This window comes from Nocardioides bizhenqiangii, from assembly GCF_034661235.1.
GTDB classification, from domain to species: domain Bacteria; phylum Actinomycetota; class Actinomycetes; order Propionibacteriales; family Nocardioidaceae; genus Nocardioides; species Nocardioides bizhenqiangii.
In genome coordinates, this window is the sequence record NZ_CP141059.1 from 1,193,929 (window position 1) to 1,209,641 (window position 15,713).

Annotated in this window: 13 protein-coding genes and 1 pseudogene; 5 read left to right on the forward strand and 9 right to left on the reverse strand. The window is 69.7% G+C overall.

Annotated features, from left to right (window positions below; genetic code table 11):
* Nucleotides 1-124: 124 nt before the first annotated feature.
* The 3 genes from SHK19_RS05915 to SHK19_RS05925 all read right to left on the reverse strand — a co-directional run bounded on the left by SHK19_RS05915 (nucleotide 125) and on the right by SHK19_RS05925 (nucleotide 2,412).
* The gene (locus SHK19_RS05915; protein ID WP_322938101.1) at nucleotides 125-532 is read right to left on the reverse strand and encodes a hypothetical protein; all 408 of its coding nucleotides are present in this window, start codon (nucleotides 530-532) and stop codon (nucleotides 125-127) included.
* A 484-nt stretch (nucleotides 533-1,016) separates the two neighbouring features.
* The gene (locus SHK19_RS05920) at nucleotides 1,017-1,400 is read right to left on the reverse strand and encodes a globin (RefSeq protein ID WP_322458437.1); all 384 of its coding nucleotides are present in this window, start codon (nucleotides 1,398-1,400) and stop codon (nucleotides 1,017-1,019) included.
* A gap of 7 nt (nucleotides 1,401-1,407) precedes the next feature.
* Nucleotides 1,408-2,412 (reverse strand): mechanosensitive ion channel family protein, encoded by a 1,005-nt coding sequence (locus SHK19_RS05925; protein ID WP_322938102.1) that lies wholly within the window; start codon nucleotides 2,410-2,412, stop codon nucleotides 1,408-1,410.
* A gap of 83 nt (nucleotides 2,413-2,495) precedes the next feature.
* On the opposite strand from SHK19_RS05925, the gene SHK19_RS05930 reads away from it, so the two are divergent.
* Together SHK19_RS05930 and SHK19_RS05935 are read left to right on the forward strand one after the other, a co-directional pair.
* On the forward strand, nucleotides 2,496-2,852 hold the full coding sequence (locus tag SHK19_RS05930) for a hypothetical protein (protein WP_322458435.1): 357 nt from the start codon (nucleotides 2,496-2,498) through the stop codon (nucleotides 2,850-2,852).
* Between the two features lie 6 nt (nucleotides 2,853-2,858).
* Nucleotides 2,859-3,221, forward strand: coding sequence for a DUF5130 family protein (locus tag SHK19_RS05935; protein WP_322458434.1), 363 nt, complete (start codon nucleotides 2,859-2,861; stop codon nucleotides 3,219-3,221).
* A 118-nt stretch (nucleotides 3,222-3,339) separates the two neighbouring features.
* On the opposite strand, the gene pepN is transcribed toward SHK19_RS05935, so the two are convergent.
* Nucleotides 3,340-5,955: an aminopeptidase N gene (gene pepN / locus SHK19_RS05940; protein ID WP_322938103.1), complete on the reverse strand. Its 2,616-nt coding sequence runs from the start codon at nucleotides 5,953-5,955 to the stop codon at nucleotides 3,340-3,342.
* Nucleotides 5,956-6,146: 191 nt separating this feature from the next.
* Between pepN and SHK19_RS05945 the strand changes: the two genes are divergently transcribed.
* Together SHK19_RS05945 and SHK19_RS05950 are read left to right on the forward strand one after the other, a co-directional pair.
* Nucleotides 6,147-7,808, forward strand: coding sequence for a CHAP domain-containing protein (locus SHK19_RS05945; protein ID WP_322938104.1), 1,662 nt, complete (start codon nucleotides 6,147-6,149; stop codon nucleotides 7,806-7,808).
* A 44-nt stretch (nucleotides 7,809-7,852) separates the two neighbouring features.
* On the forward strand, nucleotides 7,853-8,491 hold the full coding sequence (locus SHK19_RS05950; RefSeq protein WP_322938105.1) for a mycothiol-dependent nitroreductase Rv2466c family protein: 639 nt from the start codon (nucleotides 7,853-7,855) through the stop codon (nucleotides 8,489-8,491).
* Nucleotide 8,492: 1 nt separating this feature from the next.
* Here the strand turns inward: SHK19_RS05950 and SHK19_RS05955 are convergent.
* Nucleotides 8,493-8,609: pseudogene (locus SHK19_RS05955) on the reverse strand (IS481 family transposase); the annotation flags it as partial.
* 186 nt (nucleotides 8,610-8,795) lie between these two features.
* Entirely contained in the window at nucleotides 8,796-9,389 is a 594-nt protein-coding gene (locus SHK19_RS05960; protein WP_322938106.1) for a hypothetical protein, read from the reverse strand.
* 1,049 nt (nucleotides 9,390-10,438) lie between these two features.
* Between SHK19_RS05960 and SHK19_RS05965 the strand changes: the two genes are divergently transcribed.
* Nucleotides 10,439-10,576 carry a hypothetical protein gene (locus tag SHK19_RS05965; protein WP_322938107.1) on the forward strand — a complete coding sequence of 46 codons (138 nt, stop codon included), beginning with the start codon at nucleotides 10,439-10,441 and terminating at the stop codon, nucleotides 10,574-10,576.
* 5 nt (nucleotides 10,577-10,581) lie between these two features.
* Here SHK19_RS05965 and SHK19_RS05970 read toward each other — a convergent pair whose 3' ends face one another.
* The 3 genes from SHK19_RS05970 to SHK19_RS05980 all read right to left on the reverse strand — a co-directional run bounded on the left by SHK19_RS05970 (nucleotide 10,582) and on the right by SHK19_RS05980 (nucleotide 15,643).
* Nucleotides 10,582-13,752, reverse strand: coding sequence for an AfsR/SARP family transcriptional regulator (locus SHK19_RS05970; protein WP_322938108.1), 3,171 nt, complete (start codon nucleotides 13,750-13,752; stop codon nucleotides 10,582-10,584).
* 146 nt (nucleotides 13,753-13,898) lie between these two features.
* The gene (locus SHK19_RS05975) at nucleotides 13,899-14,531 is read right to left on the reverse strand and encodes a DUF3159 domain-containing protein (protein WP_322938109.1); all 633 of its coding nucleotides are present in this window, start codon (nucleotides 14,529-14,531) and stop codon (nucleotides 13,899-13,901) included.
* Nucleotides 14,528-15,643, reverse strand: a complete 1,116-nt coding sequence (locus SHK19_RS05980) for a flavin-containing monooxygenase (RefSeq protein ID WP_322938110.1) — start codon at nucleotides 15,641-15,643, stop codon at nucleotides 14,528-14,530. The genes SHK19_RS05975 and SHK19_RS05980 overlap by 4 nt, the downstream gene beginning before the upstream one ends.
* Nucleotides 15,644-15,713 lie beyond the last annotated feature (70 nt).

The following is a 15,713-nucleotide window of genomic DNA, read 5'->3' on the forward strand; positions in this document are numbered from 1 at the left end:
GGCCGCGGCGCGGCCAGACGTGCACGCACCCGTTCCATTGTGCAACAACCGGATGCGCTGTGCGCGTCCCGATCGCGCGCACTGCTGCCACCCGGTCGAGGGCAAGAGCTGTCGTCGCGCTCGGTCAGCGGCGACCCCTTCCGGGTGCCTGCTTGGCGTGGCCCTTGCCCTTGCCGTGGTGCTTGCCCTTGGCCTGGTGCTTGCCCTTGCCGTGGTGCTTGCCTACGGCATGGTGCTTGCTCTTGCCATGGTGCTCGCCTACGGCGTGGTGCTCGACCGCACCGTACTGCTCGACCTTGTCGTGACCGTTGCCGTGGCCCCGACCCCGACCCTTGTCCTTCGACTCCTCGCCGCTGTGCCGCGACTTGTCGTGACCCAAGGCATGTCCGTTGCCGTTGCCGTTGCCGTCGCTCGTGCCGGCGTGCTCGACGTGGTCCTTGTCCTTGGCCCTGCCCGGGCGGTCAGCGGACGACTTGCTCCCCTTCGGCTGCCGGGGCCGGATGTCCGGGGGCGGCGCCGCCGTGGTCAGCACGGAAGCCTCCGTGCCTGGCAGCCCTGGGGACCATGGGCTGCCAGGCGTGGAGGATCCGACGTCGGGTCGTGGGGCCTCGACGTCGTCTCCAGCACTCGGAACACCGGTCGTCACCTGGGTCGGTCGCTCCGCCGGTCCGGCCCTGAGGTCGGATCCGGGCGAGGCTCCCGCTACCCAGGTCGTCGCACCGATGACGGCGATGATCGCCGCACCGGCGCACGCACGAACGGCGGCGTACCGAGCGGTCCGAACGGCGGGTGACGAGGTGGCGCTGAGCTCCGCCAGCTGGTGGAGCAGCACAGGTCCCGGTTCCAGGGTCGGTGGGGCGACCCGGAGCCGTGGATGGGACCTTCGCGTCATCGTCGTCTCTTCCGCTCGAACTCGGCTTGCATCAAGTACCTGTCGCGAGCGGGGCAAAGTGTTACCACTTCCCGTAATTACCTGGAAGTGGTCTGGACCAGTCGGACGGTCGGCAGAGTCGCGGTCAGCCGGGGGTGTTGACCATGAACGTCGCCGCGTGCGTCACGTAGGCCCAGAACTGGGCGTCCTGCTCGGGAGTCAGCTCGACCGAATCGAGGGCTGCGCGGAAGTGGGTGAGCCAGCGGTCGCGAGCCTCCATGTCCACGGGGAACGGGGCATGCCGCATCCGCAACCGCGGATGGCCGCGGCGCTCCGAGTACGTCGTCGGCCCGCCCCAGTACTGCACCAGGAAGAGGAGGAAACGCTCCTCGGCCGGGCCGAGGTCCTCCTCGGGATAGAGTGGCCGGAGGACGTCGTCGCCGGCCACGCCCTCGTAGAACTTCGCGACGATCCGACGAAAGGTCTCGAACCCGCCGATCTCCTCGTAGAACGTCTGCGCTTCCGTCACGCGTCCATCATCCCGCGTCGGTGGCGGCGCCGTTGTCGGGGCCACCCTGCTCGCCCGCCGCGCGCCGGTCGTCGCGGTGCCAGACGACTCGTTGGGCGAACGGGATCTCGATCCCCTCGTGGTCGAACCGGGCCTTGATCCGCTGGCGGAGCGTGCGGGCGACGCCCCACTGCTGCAGCGGAGCGGTCTTCACCAGGACCCGGATGGTGACCGAGTCGGCGGCCAGCATCTCGACGCCGGTCACCTCGGGCTCCTCGATGATGACGCCCTTGTAGTCCTCGTCCTCCCACATGTCGTGCGCGACCTCGCGGAGCACCCGCTGGACCCGGGCCAGGTCCTCGCCGTACCCGACGCCGACGTCGACCACGGCGCGCGACCAGTTCTTGCTCTGGTTGCCGACCCGCAGGATCTGGCCGTTGGGCACGAACCACACCGTGCCGTTGACGTCGCGGAGCCGGGTCATCCGCAGGGTCACCGCCTCGACGGAGCCGATCGCCTCGCCGAGGTCGACGACGTCTCCGACGCCGTACTGGTCCTCGATGAAGATGAACAGGCCCGAGAGGAAGTCGCGGACCAGCGACTGAGCGCCGAAGCCGAGCGCGATGCCGATGATGCCGGCGCTGGCGATGATCGGGGCGATGTTGACCCCGACCTCGCTCAGGATCATCGTGGTGACCACCGCGATCACGATGATCGTGATCACGCTCTGGAAGATGCCGGCCACCGTCTCTGCGCGTTGCGCCCGGCGCGCGACCGCGGCGGCGTCGAGCCGCTCGGGCAGCACGCCCTTCTCGGCCCGGCGGGCGATCCGCTGGACGATCCGGTGCAGCACCCACCGCAGGACCAGCCCGAGCAGGATCAGGCCGAGGATCGCCAACGGGGTCCCGATCAGCACGTCGGCCCAGTCAGCGAAGCGCTCGCTTCCGCTCCAGTCGTAGACGAGGTCGCAGACCTGCTCGCCATCGGCGCAGGGCTCGGCGGCCAAGGGGGCAGCTGGGGAGAGGGTCGGCATCCCCTGAGTGTGGCAAAGACGCCGCGCGGGTCCGAACTGGCACCACTGTCGGGGCCGGGACCGGAGCCGATATCCTCACGACCGTGACCAGCACCGCCGTACGACGACTTCTCGCCGCCGCCGCTCCCGCGGGGCTCGCCGTGGCCACGATCCTCGCCACTGCTGCTCCTGCGTCGGCCGACACCCCGGAGGGCTGGCCGGAAGAACCGTCCATCGACTTCGTCCAGATGCTGCTGATCCTGGGCGGGATCCCGCTGCTGGTCTTCCTCGCCGTCGTGGCGCTGATCTACGGCCCGCCGCTCGCGCGCGGCGAGTCGGTCAGGCCGGGTGGGGAGCAGCTGGAGAGCCAGTGGCTCGGAGGGCCGCGCAAGTCGGCAGGCGAGCTCGCCGCGCCCGACACCGAGGACTCCAAAGCCGGCGGCGCCGGCGGTCGCTGGTAACCCACGGTGGCTGTCGGGTCCCTCTCCAGCGCTCAGCAGGCCGCGCTCGACGCGACCATCCGGGCGGCCGAGCAGCAGTGCCGCGCCGAGATCTCGGTCTTCGTCGGTCCGATCGAGGGTGACGACCCGCACCGGTTCGCGACCAGCCTGCACAACACGCTCGTGCTGCCGTCGCGCAGCATCCTGGTGATGGTCGACCCCACGCGGCGTGCGGTCGAGGTCATCACCGGCGGGGAAGTCCGCCGCAAGCTCACCGACGCGGAGGCCGCGCTCGCGATCGAGGAGATGACCCGCTCGTTCGCCGACGGCGACCTCGCGGGCGGTCTGACGCGTGGCATCCGGCTGCTCGCCGAACACGCACGGTCGTGACGGTCGTCGAGTAGGAGCGAGCGCAGCGAGCGACGTATCGAGACGCGGTGAGTCGACCGCACCACGGTGAGTGGGCATGGGTGCGACGTCTCGATACGCCCTCGCCTAGCGGCTCGGGCTACTCGACGACCGAGGCGGCGTCCTTCTTCTGGGCGGCGAGGGCGCGAGCCATGTCGGACCGGCCCTCCCGGACGAACCGGATCGCACCCGGGTTGACGCCGTCGGCCTCGGACGCCAGCCAGGCGTCGACCTTGGCGAGGGCCTCCTCGGACGCCAGCACCCGCGGGAAGATGTACTCGAGCGAGATCGCCGCCCGGTGGGCGCCGAGCCGCTCCCAGGCGAGCGGGGCGTCGGCGAGGTAGCGGTCGACGTACGGCGCGAGCAGGTCCTGCTGGCCGTCGCGCATGAAGGAGAGCACGACCTGCTTCGCGGTCTCGTTGGGGACCGAGCCGTCGACCATGGCCAGCTCCCAGGCACGCTCCTTGGCCTCGGCCGTCGGCACCGCGGCCCGGGCAGCGGCGGCGTGCTCCTTGCCGGAGATGGTGTTGTCGTCGGCCAGCTCCGCGTCGATCCGCGCGTCGTCTGCGCGGCCGAGCCGGGCCAGGTTGTTGAGCAGGGTCCACCGCAGGTCCTGGTCGACGGTGAGCCCGTCGAACGTCAGCGATCCGTCGAGGAGGCCCTCGAGGTCGGCAACGGCCTGGTCGCTGTGGGCGGCGCCGGCGTAGGAGCGGGCGAAGGTCAGCTGGTGGTCGGTGCCGGGCTTCGCGTTCTCGAGCAGCTCGCGCAGGCCGCGCTCCCAGCGGTCGCGCAGGGCGGCCTTGTGGGCGGGGGCGGCGTACTGGACGACGGCCTGGGCGGCGAACCCCGGGAACGCAGTGAGACCCCACGAGTCGGTCTCGGCGCCGATGTTGCGCAGGACCAGCTCCACGAAGTCGGTCGCGGACAGCTCGGCGTCGCGGGTCATGTCCCACGCCGCGCTCCAGATCAGGGCGCGGGTGAGGGAGTCGTCGCAGGCGCCGAGGCTCGCGACGGCCGTGGCCAGCGAGCGCTCGTCGAGGCGCACCTTCGCGAAGGTCAGGTCGCCGTCGTTGAGCAGCAGCAGGTCGGGCTGGGCCTTGCCGACGAGCTCGGGGATCTCGGTGACCTCACCCACGACGTCGACCTCGACGTACTCGTCACGAACGAGCCTGCCGTCGGCAGCGTTGTTGTAGATGCCGACGCCGATCCGGTGGCGGCGCAGCGTGGGCTGCTCGTCGGTCGCGGTCTGTTTCACAGCAAACGAGGAATAGGTGGCGGTCCCTGAGCCTGTCGAAGGGTCGGCGAGCTCGAAGACCGGGCTGATCGTGTTGACGCCCGCGGTCTGCAGCCATTCCTGGGCCCAGCCTGAGAGCTCGCGACCCGAAGCCTTCTCGAGCGCGGTCAGCAGGTCGATGAACTCGGTGTTGTCGTAGGCGTGGTCGCGGAAGTACTCCCGCAGGCCCTCCAGGAAGGGCTCCAGACCGACCCACGCGACCAGCTGCTTGAGCACCGCCGCGCCCTTGGCGTAGGTGATCATGTCGAAGTTCACCTCGACCGCGTGCAGGTCGACCATGTCGGTGGCGATCGGGTGCGTGGTCGGGAGCTGGTCGGCGCGGTAGCCGCGCTGCTTGCGCATGTTGGCGAAGCCGGTCCAGGCGTCGGTGTACGACGTCGCCTCGGCCTCGGCGTGGTAGCACGCCCACTCGGCGAAGGACTCGTTGAGCCAGAGGTCGTCCCACCAGCGCATCGTCACCAGGTTGCCGAACCACATGTGCGCCATCTCGTGAAGGATGACCGAGGCGCGGAACTCGTAGAACGAGCGGGACTGCCGCGAGCGCGGGATGTACTCGTCGCGCAGGGTCACGCAGCCGGCGTTCTCCATCGCGCCCATGTTGTACTCCGGCACGTAGAGCTGGTCGTACTTCTCGAACGGGTACTGCGAGCCGAACGCCTCTTCGAAGAACTCGAAGCCCTGCTTGGTGAGGAGCACGATCTCCTCGCGGTCGCGTTCGAGCTCGGCCTTGAGCGACTGGCGCGAGTAGTGACCGAGGGGGATGACGCCGTACTTGCCCTCGTAGGTGTCCTGGAGCTCGTAGTACTCGCCGGCGACGACAGCGGTGATGTAGGTGGACATCCGCTTGGTGGTCGGGAAGCTCCAGAGCGCCACGTCGGTGGTCGAGCCGGCCGAGACCTCGGCCGGGACCGGCTCCGGCGTCGGGGCGTTGGAGACGACCTTCCAGTGCGCCGGAGCGGTCACGTTGAAGTTGAAGACCGACTTGAGGTCGGGCTGCTCGAAGCAGGCGAACACGCGGCGGGCGTCCGGCACCTCGAACTGGGAGTAGAGGTAGACCTTGCCGTCGGCGGGGTCGACGAAGTGGTGGAGGCCCTCGCCGGTGTGCGAGTAGGCGCAGTCGGCGCGCACCACCAGGGTGTTGTTCGCCTGCAGACCGGTCAGCGGGATCCGGCTGTCGACGTAGGACGCGCGGTCGATCGGACTGCCGTTGAGGACGATCTCGTGGACGGTGGCGTCCACCAGGTCGACCCAGGTCTCCGCTCCAGGCTCGCGACACGTGAACGCGATCGTGGAGGTCGACCCGAAGGTCTGGATGCCGCTCTCCTCTGCCTTGGTGAGGTCGAGGTCGACGGTGTACGACGTGACGTCGATCAGCGCGGCACGGGCGGTGGCCTCGTCGCGCGTGAGGTTGCTACCGGGCATGCGCGACATCCTCGCACCGGTACCCGGATTGTCAGACATCGGGGATGCGACCCGCGTCACAATGGAGGAGCCGAAGAAACGCGAACCACAACGGTGTAACTCCCGAATGTCAAGCGCGACACGCCTGTGACGGGTGGGTTTTTCGGGTGTTTTGTTGCTTTCTGGGGCGGAAGTGACCCAGAGTGTCCTCTATGCGCCTCGGACGAACGCTCTGGCGCGGGGGAACCGCGCTGCTCACGAGCACGCTCGTGGCGACCCTCCTCGTGGTCGCGGGGGTGCAGCAGCAGGGCGGTCGCTCGGCACCGGCCGAGAGCCCCGAGACCACCCGGGCTTCCGGGTCGACGTACCTCTGCACCGGCTACGCGGGCTGTCGCAACGCCGGCTACTCCGACGCCGGCTACGGCGCGGTCAACAGCCGGATGTACTGGCGGATGTACAGCGGCCACAACTGCACCAACTACGCGGCCTACCGGATGATCAAGGCCGGGATGTCGACCGAGCGGCCGTGGGACGGCTCGGGCATGGCCTACAACTGGGGCCACGCGATGTCCCACATCACCGACAACCGGCCGAGCGTCGGCGCGGTGGCGTGGTGGGACCGCTACGACAACGGCATCGGTTCGAGCGGCCACGTGGCATACGTCGAGCGGGTGGTCTCCGCCGACGAGATCGTCATCAGCGAGGACTCCTGGAGCGGCGACTTCCACTGGCGCACGATCACCCGCGACAGCGGCCGGTGGCCGACCGGCTTCATCCACTTCGTCGACAAGGCCGTCCAGAACGTCGCGGCGCCCGCGATCACCGGCACTCCGCAGGTCGGCTCTGAGCTGCGCGTGTCCCGCGGTGGCTGGTCGCCGAAGCGCGACCTCACCATCTCCTGGCAGTGGTACGCCGACGGCGTGGCCGTCGCCGGCGCGACCGACCAGACGTTCACGCCGACCGCCGCGGAGAGGGGCAAGCGGATCACCGCCGCCGTGACCGCCCGGCGATCCGGCTACTCGCCCGCGACCGCCACCGCCGCCCCGACGGCGCCGGTCGCGCGCGGAGTGTTCACCGTCCTCGCGCCACCCACCATCACCGGCGACCCGACCGTTGACGAGGTGCTGACGGCGAACCCGGCGACCTGGTCGCCGCCCTCGCGGGACACTCTCTACCGGTGGAAGGCCGACGGCGTCCTCATCGCCGGCGCGACCGGTCGCACCCTCACGCTCACCCGCGACCTGCTCGGCAAGACCATCGTGGTGGCCACCCACGGCCGCCGCGAGGGCTACAGGAATTCCCCGGTCCGCTCGGCTCCTGTCGGGCCGGTCGTCATCGGGGAGATCGTCGCGAGCACACCGTCCACCGTCTCCGGGCGAGCCCGGATCGGCCAGGTGCTGACCGCTCAGCCCGGCGCAGTCCAGCCGACAGATGCGACCGTTGCCTACCAGTGGTTGCGCGACGGGGTGCCGGTCGCCGGCGCGACCGCGGCGACGTACACCCTCTCGAGCGTGGACCTCGGCACGACGATGGCGGCGCAGATCACCCGCTCGCGCCGCAACTACGCCGACCTGGTCGAGACCGTCGCGGTCGCGCGCGCGGTGAGTGCCAAGCCGACGATGACCCTGAGCGCCGTCGGCCGGTCGCGGAAGGCGGTGGTGACGGTGCAGCTCACCGTCCCCGACGTCACCGTCCCCGGACAGGTCACGGTGAAGGTCGGCGGGCAGGTGGCGACGGCCACCCTCGTGGACGGTCGGGCGAGGCTGGTCGTCGGCGGCGTCGAGCCGGGTGACCGGTTGGTCCGGGCGTGGTACGCCGGCAGCGGACCGATCCGTCCCGCGAAGTCGTCGACCACGGTGCGCGTCCTGCGCTGACTCCGCCGGGAATGCGGACTACGGTCCGCTTTGTTGGACCCGGTATGAGCCTCTCGGAGAAGGTCCGCCATCGCGCGGACGTCTGGTTCGACCCGATGTGCCCGTTCGCATGGATCACGTCCCGCTGGATGCTCGAGGTGGAGCAGGTGCGCGACGTCGACGTCGACTGGCACGTGATGAGCCTGGCTTACCTCAACGAGGGCAAGGACATCCCCGACAGCTATCGCGAGCTGCTCGCGCCGGGCTGGGGCCCGGTCCGGGTCCTCGTCGCCGCCGAGGAGCGGCATGGCAGCGAAGCACTGCTTCCCCTCTACACCGCGCTGGGCAACCGGATCCACCGGGAGGGCCGCAGTCTCCACGAGGAGCCCGACCAGGGTCGTGGCCTGGTGGCCGAGGCGCTCGCAGATGCCGGCCTCGACACCGACCTCGCCCAGGCGTTCGACGACGCGTCGTACGACCACGCGGTGAGGAAGTCGCACCACGAGGGGATGGACCAGGTCGGCGACGACGTCGGCACGCCCACGATCGCCGTCAACGGGTCGGCATTCTTCGGTCCGGTCCTGTCGAGGATCCCGCGCGGCGAGGATGCCGGTCGCCTCTGGGACGGGTGCGTCGCCGTCGCGTCGTTCCCCTACTTCTACGAGCTCAAGCGCAGCCGGACCGGCGACCTGGACTTCACCTGAGCTAGGTGTAGTTCGCGGGGAGCTCGTGAACGCGGTCGGCGGGGACGAGGTCTCCGATGCCGGTGTGGGGTCGGTGGTGATTGTAGAAGTGGAGCCAGTCCGGGTAGGTCGCTGAGCGGCGGTATCGGCCAGCACTTGTCGACGATCAACATGGCGAGCCGCTCACGACCGAGTGGTGTCAAAGGCGCGTTAGCGTGAGTCACGAGGACCTCCAGTAGGCGGGTTGGTGTGGTAACCCCTCCGTACTGGAGGTCCTCGCTATTCGTCTACGCCTACCTGCCCACAACCTGTCGAGGAACTACAACTAGCTCACGCCGCGGGTGGACTCGAGGTCGTACTCGAAGCTCTTCGAGAAGCTCAGGTCAACGGTCTCGCCGCGGTACTCGAAGGTGGCCTGGACGAGAAGCGGCGTGTGCGTGCCGGTGGTCGTGTTCAGTTCCCCGTCGGGGGCCGACTCGGTGGCCGGCCTCGGGTCGCCGCTCTCGGTGACACTGCCCTTGACGACCGCCAGGTCGCCGTCCACCTCGAGCCCGACGTTGAGGACGCCGTCGATGACGTACGGGTCGCGGCCCTCACCGGCGCCGATCGCGTGCTTGCCGTCGGGATCGCCGATCACCATCTGCAGCGAGTTTCCGTACTTCCGATTCTCGTAGACGAAGACCGCCACGGGCTGGCCGCGCCACGTCCCTGTGCCCTCGAGGACGATCCCCCGCTCACTGACGGTCGAGGCTTTCGACTGGTCCTTGTCTACTGCAGCCTGCGCGGAGCTCGAGCTCGAGCTGGCCTTCTGCTCGGCGCCCGGGCCGTCGTCTCCGGAGGCCTGCACGGCGCCGAGTGCAAGTGCGCCGGCGAGGACGCCGCCCAGGATGAGGGAGCGCGTCGCGGTGGTGGATCGCATGATGATTTCTGCCTTTCAGGAATTGGTACTCGTAGGACGCCACCCGTGCCGCGATAGTTGGAATCTCACGGATGGCCTACGTCACACCGCCCGGCGTCTGAGGCATCGCCCGTTCAAGCCGCGACGACACGAGGAGCGTCACTGCCGCTCTCGGCAACAGCCGTCACAGGCCGAATGCCGATCGACCGGACTCGCTGGCCGGCGACGATGCCGCCCAGCACCCGTGCTCACACCCGCCGCGGACGGCACCAGCGTGGTGCGAACGATGACCTACCGGGCCACCAACGTGGGGGCTCGACTGCTGGACTGGGTCTATCTGAGACGACACAACATCACCCAGTCCGACCACGCCATCCAGGGTCTCAAGCGGCTGCTGCGAGAAAGACCGTCAGGAGTCGGGCGGGCGAGCAGGCTGAACCTCGTTCTGCCGCCTGAGCCAGTGACGGATGGTCAGCCTGGCTGGGAGATGATCATCGTCCAGCACGAAGGTGCGATCGAGAGGGCCCCACCGAGCGGGCGACGGCGAGTACCCCGCGGCGATCGGCCTCGCCGAAGCAATCATCGCCGGCCAGCAGGCCGAGATCGACGAGATTGACGAGATTGACGAGATGTTGGCTCCCGAGCTCGCCGCCGCTCCAGTTCACACTCCTCCCGCGTAGTCCCGACGTCGTGCGGCCTACTCGGCCGTCGGACGCTGCTAGCTCCTACGGGCTGTCTGCCGCGGACAGCGGTCGGACAGTCCGGAGCAAGCCCGATGGCTGAAGGTCGTGACATCCCAAGACACCACGACCCGGAGGCGGTGAGACCGATGCACTCGATCACCACGAACACAACCAGCACCACCCACAGGCGGGCGCGCCGAGACGACGCGCCGCCGGTCTGCTGGTGCGGACAGACGCTCGAGTCCGCCAGGCCCGGCCACTGCCGCCGCTGCGGCGCGGCGAGCGTGTCTCACTCCCGCCTGGTCCCCCTCTCCCACGCCGGCTAGGCCCACCCATCAACGGGTGCCGCGACCGGCGGCCCGCACCCTGTACCCACCTGGAGTCACCATGAGCAGCACGCAGTTGAACGAGTACCTGGTCTCGGCAGGCGCCTACCAACCCCGCCACCGACCACCGGGCCCGCGCGGAAAGGGCAGGCGCGACCGGCGCTGGTTCCAGCGCAACACCATCCGTACGCAGGACTGACGCGGTCAGGTCAGGAACTCGCGTCGCTCATGGGGCGGCGCCGGTCGGTGGTAACGGCTCCTGATCTCTCTCGCCTCGTGCAACAACCGGTCGGCCTCCTGGACATCTTGGCGGTCGCGTGCCAGCCGCGACAGGCCTTCGATGGCTGCGGCGGTCACGCTCGGTTCGCCGAGCCGGCGCCCCAAGGCAAGGGCGTCCTGGTAGTGCGCCGCAGCCGAGTCGACCTCGCCCTGTGCTTCATCGCACCGTCCCAGCCCGGCCAGCGCGACGCCGACCATCACCAGGGTGCCCAGCCGTTCGAATCGAGTCACCGCTTCCTCGTAGTAGCGGCGGGCTGAGGCCCAGTCGTCGGCCGCCTCCGCGAGCAGGCCGTAGCCGTACCCGGCAAGTACCTCTCCCGCACCGTCGCCGATCTCCTGAGAGGCGGCCGCAGCGCGGTCGAGCAGGTCCCGCGCCGCCTGGAGTTCGCCGATGTGCACCTTCTCGACCGCAAGGTCGGCCAGTGCCCACTGCACGGTGTTCCACAGGCCAGCCGATGCGCCGACGTCGATCGCCTCCTCCAGGACACGCGCGCCCTCCTCGAACCGGCCGAACTGCCGCAGTCCCCAACCGAGGTGGTAAAGCGTCGCGGAGAGGCCCCACGGGTCGTCGAGCTGGCGGAACGACGCCGCGGTCGCCCTGCCGGTGTGCACCGCGGCGTCCACATCGCCGGCCTTCATCGCTGTCTCAAGACGAACGAAGCCGACCACTGCGGGACCCCACGGGTCGCCATCGCGCGCGAACTGCTCCTCAGCTTCGCGCAGAAGAGTCTCTGAACGCTCCCGATGGGCGCCGGTGACGCCCTCGACTGCGAGCAGAACCTTCGACAGCGCCGCGTGCCAGGAGTCACCGAGATCTTCGAAGATCGCGAGGCTCTCCTCCGCGGCTTCGGCGCAGCGTGGATGCGGGTGCACCAGGCAGCCTCTAGGGCGTTCCACGATGGAGACGGCCTGTAGCGCTCGGGCGCGCGCGGCGGGCGAACCCGCGCCGTCTGTGACGAGCCGTCCGAGGACCTCGCGCCCCTCCAGGTGTCGACCCAGGTGCCAGAACATGCCGAGCGACCCAGCTGTCACGAGGGCAGAGTCGATGTCCCCTCCGGGTCGCGACAGCCACGAGATCGCTGCCCGTATGTTGGGTTGCTCCTCGCGAAGCAGCCGGAGGGTCTCACGTTGTCCGTGACCGCGAAGGTCGATCTCTGCCTGTTCGGCGACTCCTCGGAAGTAACGCGCATGGCGCTCGGCCAGCTCCTCGACCTCCCCGGATGCAGCCAGCTGCTCGGTCGCGTAGTGGCGCAGCGTCTCCAGCATTCGGTACCTGGTGGTGGGTCCCGGTTCGGCCGCAATCATCGAGCGTTCGACCAGCCGGCCGATGGTGTCGAGGACCTCCCCGGCCGGCAACGCCGCATCACCGACCACGGCTTCTGCAGACGTGAGCGTCCAACCGCCCTGGAAGACCGAAAGCCGGTTGAACACCGTCCGCTCGACGTCGCTGAGGAGCAGATAGCTCCAGTCGACGGTCGCGCGCAACGTCTGCTGGCGTGCCTCTGCGGTGCGAGTCCCTGAGGTGAGCAGGGTGAACCGGTCTGCGAGCCGAGTAGCGATTTCGGTCGGCGACATCGATCCGACTCGTGCGGCGGCGAGCTCCAACGCGAGCGGAATGCCGTCCAGGGCGCGGCTGATCCGGCCGAGGGCCTGCAGGTCGCCGCTGTCGAAGACCAGCCCTGGCCGCACGGCGCGGGCGCGTTCGGCGAACAACTGGGCGGCCGGGTAGTCCAGCACGCGGCTGGGCGCGACGCTCTCCGGAGGGGTCTCGAGCGGGCCGACGGTCACCTGCACCTCGTCGGGAACGGCGAGAGCTTCGCGGCTGGTGGCGATGACGGTGATGTGCGGGGAGCGACTGAGGATGTTGTCGATCAAAGCAGCAGCTGTGTCAACGACATGCTCACAGTTGTCGACCAGCAACAACATGCGCCGCTTCGACAAGTAGGAGACGAGCCGCTCGCGCACGTCCCCGACTGCCGCGGACCCGTCGAGCGGGACGCCGAGCGCATCGGCGACTGCGAGCGGCACCTGGTCGCCGCTGTCGACGCTAGCGAGCCGCACACCGAACGCCCCGTCGGGGTAGTCGCGTGAGGTGGCGGCGACGACGGCGAGGGCGAGCGATGTCTTGCCTGCTCCGCCGGGGCCGATGAGCGAGAGCAGTCGAACCTCGCTGAGCAGGCCGGTGAGCGATTCGAGCTGGGTGTCGCGGCCGATGAGCGGGCGGACGACGGTGGGCAGGTTCGTCGGCGCCGTGGGCTGCCCGTCCCCGGTGCTGCGGATCGACGGGGACGGCATCGTCGCCGGCATCGCGGGCTGGGCACCGAGGGACTCGTCCTGGCGCAGGACCCGCTCGTGTAGCGACCGCAGGGAGACCGAGGGTTCCAATCCGAGGGTCTCGTCGAGCTCGTCGCGGGTCCGGGTGTAGACCGCGAGCGCATCGGCCTGTCGTCCGCTGCGGTACAGCGCCACCATCAGCAGTCCGGCGAGCGACTCCATCGTCGGTTCTCGTGCGACCTGCGTCTCCAGGTCGGCAACGACCTCCAGGTGCCGGCCGAGCGCCAGGGCGACCTGGGCGCGTTCGGTGATCGCAGCGAACCGGAGCTCAGTGAGCCGCGACGCCTCCACGGTGGCCCACTGTTCGGTGACGAAGTCGCTGAGCGGATCTCCGCGCCAAAGGGCCAAGGCGTCGTCGTAGGCCTGCAGATGGCCCTGGTGATAGCCGTCTCCCGCGGCGGCTTCCGCGGCCACGGCGCGCGCGGTTCGGATCTGGTATTCGAAGTCGAGCGCGTCGACCTGCGAGGGGTCCACGTCGGCTCGGTAGCCGACCCCGTCACGGGTGACAAGGTCCTCGATCCCCATCGCTTTCAACGCGCGCCGCAGTTTGGAGACCCGGATCTGCAGAGCGTTCATCGGGTCGACCGGGAGCGCGGACTCCGACCACAGCCGGTCGACCAGCATGGTGGCGGGAATCGTCCGACCCGGCGCCAGCAGCAGCTGCACCAGAAGAGCACGTTCGGCGGCACCGGGAAGCTTCGACGGAACCTGGTGGACCAGGATCTCCATCGGCCCCAGTAACCGGAACCGCACCTCGGGCATGGCCGGCCCTCCGTCCTTGATCCCGTCCATCCTCCCCCAACGCGGGTCGACGATTCAGGCGATCCGAAGAGCGCTTACCGCACCAACACGGGGTTCGGCAAGGGGGCCGGCGTGCTACGCCGCGCGGGCCACGCGCCTCACCGAATTTACGAAGCGGTCCGCACAGCTCGGACCGTGAGGATCGTCGCTGCCGCGGTCACCGGCCAACCGAGGCCCACCTTGGCCAGCGCGAGGAGCTCGGGCTCGTCGTTGCGGTAGAACAGCCACTGGACCGAGAACCGCAGGCCGTAGACCAGCGCCCAGCCCAGGGTCGCGGTTGCGAAGACTCTCTGGAGATGCCGGTCGTGACGCCACGCCCGGGCACCGAACAGAGCCGCGTAGGCGCAGCCGACCGCAGGCCGCCCGAGGAGCACCGAGACCGTCAGGACGGCGGCGTAGATGCCGTCGACCACCATGCCGGGGAGGAAGAAGTCGCGGGCGCGGCCGGTCCACAGGGCTAAACCGACGGCGAGGAGTAGCCCGACGAGTCCGCGGAGCACGCCGGCGAGCGGCTGTCCCAATGCGAGCCGTGCGACGCCGAGCGCGAGCGCGGAGGTTCCGGCTGTTGCCGCGGCACTCAGCAAGGCCTGCTCGTCGTAGCCGAGGAGCCCAGCCAGGGCATTCGCGGCTACGAAAACCAGTGGCGGGACGGCACCGTCGACGATCCCCTGCCAGCCGCCGAGCCGGTCGAGCAGGGCCGTCGTATCAAGCGCGGTCGACGTCGCTTCGACCTCGCTCATGGCGCCTGGGGTCGGCCTGAGGCAACCAGTGTCGCGACGGGCTCAGGCACGGGTCCGACAGCAGCTCGGGTCGCGAGGTGTTGGCAGAGGTGGCGCACGACTCGCCGCGCGTCTGGGCCCACTCCTCGCAGGGTCGCGGAGGCGAGCCCGGTCTGGCCCGGGACGCCGACGAACCCCAGGCCCGGGCTGGTTGTGCTGACACCCCGGCGATGTGCCGGCCATCCGTCGCCGGCGAAGGCTTCGGGTGGCAGGTATCCGAGGTCGGGCTGGTAGCCGGTGGCGAAGATCACGGCGTCCACGTCCTCGGTCGGGCCGTCGGTCCACTGCACGCCCGCACCGGTGAACGCCCGGAACATCTCGCGACGGTCGGGGCGCCCGGCAGCGATCGCTGCGGCGTAACGGCCTTGGTCGAGCACGCCGACCGCGCCTCCGGCACGGCGGCCGAGCGGCAGGCGATCAACACCGGACCAGGCGACCCAGTAGTGCAAGTCGACCCCGAGAGGCTGCTGACGACGCAAGCTGACAGGGTTCCTCGTCGCGAGCGTCACGTCTGCGACGTGAGCGAGCTCGTAGGCCACCTGAACCGCGGAGTTGCCTGCGCCTACGACGACGACCCGCTGGCCGGCGAACCCGTCGGGGCGTCGGTATGCCGCGACGTGCATGGCTCGGCCGCCGTACTGCTCGAGCCCGGGCACTCGCGGCACGTACGGGTTGCCGAACCCCCCTGTGGCTGCGACCACGCTCCGGGCTCGAAGAGTCTGGCCATCAAGGAGGTCGACTTCGAAGTGGCTGCCAGGAGCAGTGCGGACCGAGGCAACTCGTGAAGCGGAGCGGATCGGGATGGCGAAGTGCTCGGCGTACGAGCGCAGGTAGGCGGCCACTTCGGATCCGGCCGGGTACCGGCCGGAGTCACCCTCGAAGGGCAGGCCGGGGAGGCTGCTGAAGCGCGCCGGGCTGAACAGGGTCAGCGAGTCGTAGTAGTGCGGCCACGAACCGCCCGCGTCGTCAGCCGCGTCCAACAGCAGGTGCCGCAGGCCGGTGCCGCGCAGCGCGTGACCGGTGGCCAACCCGGCCTGACCGGCGCCTACCACCAGCACGTCGAAATCGGTCATCTCGTCTCCTCGGGCTTGAGAACGACGGCCGCCGGTCCGCGGGGTACGGACCGGCGGCCGCCAGGGGGTG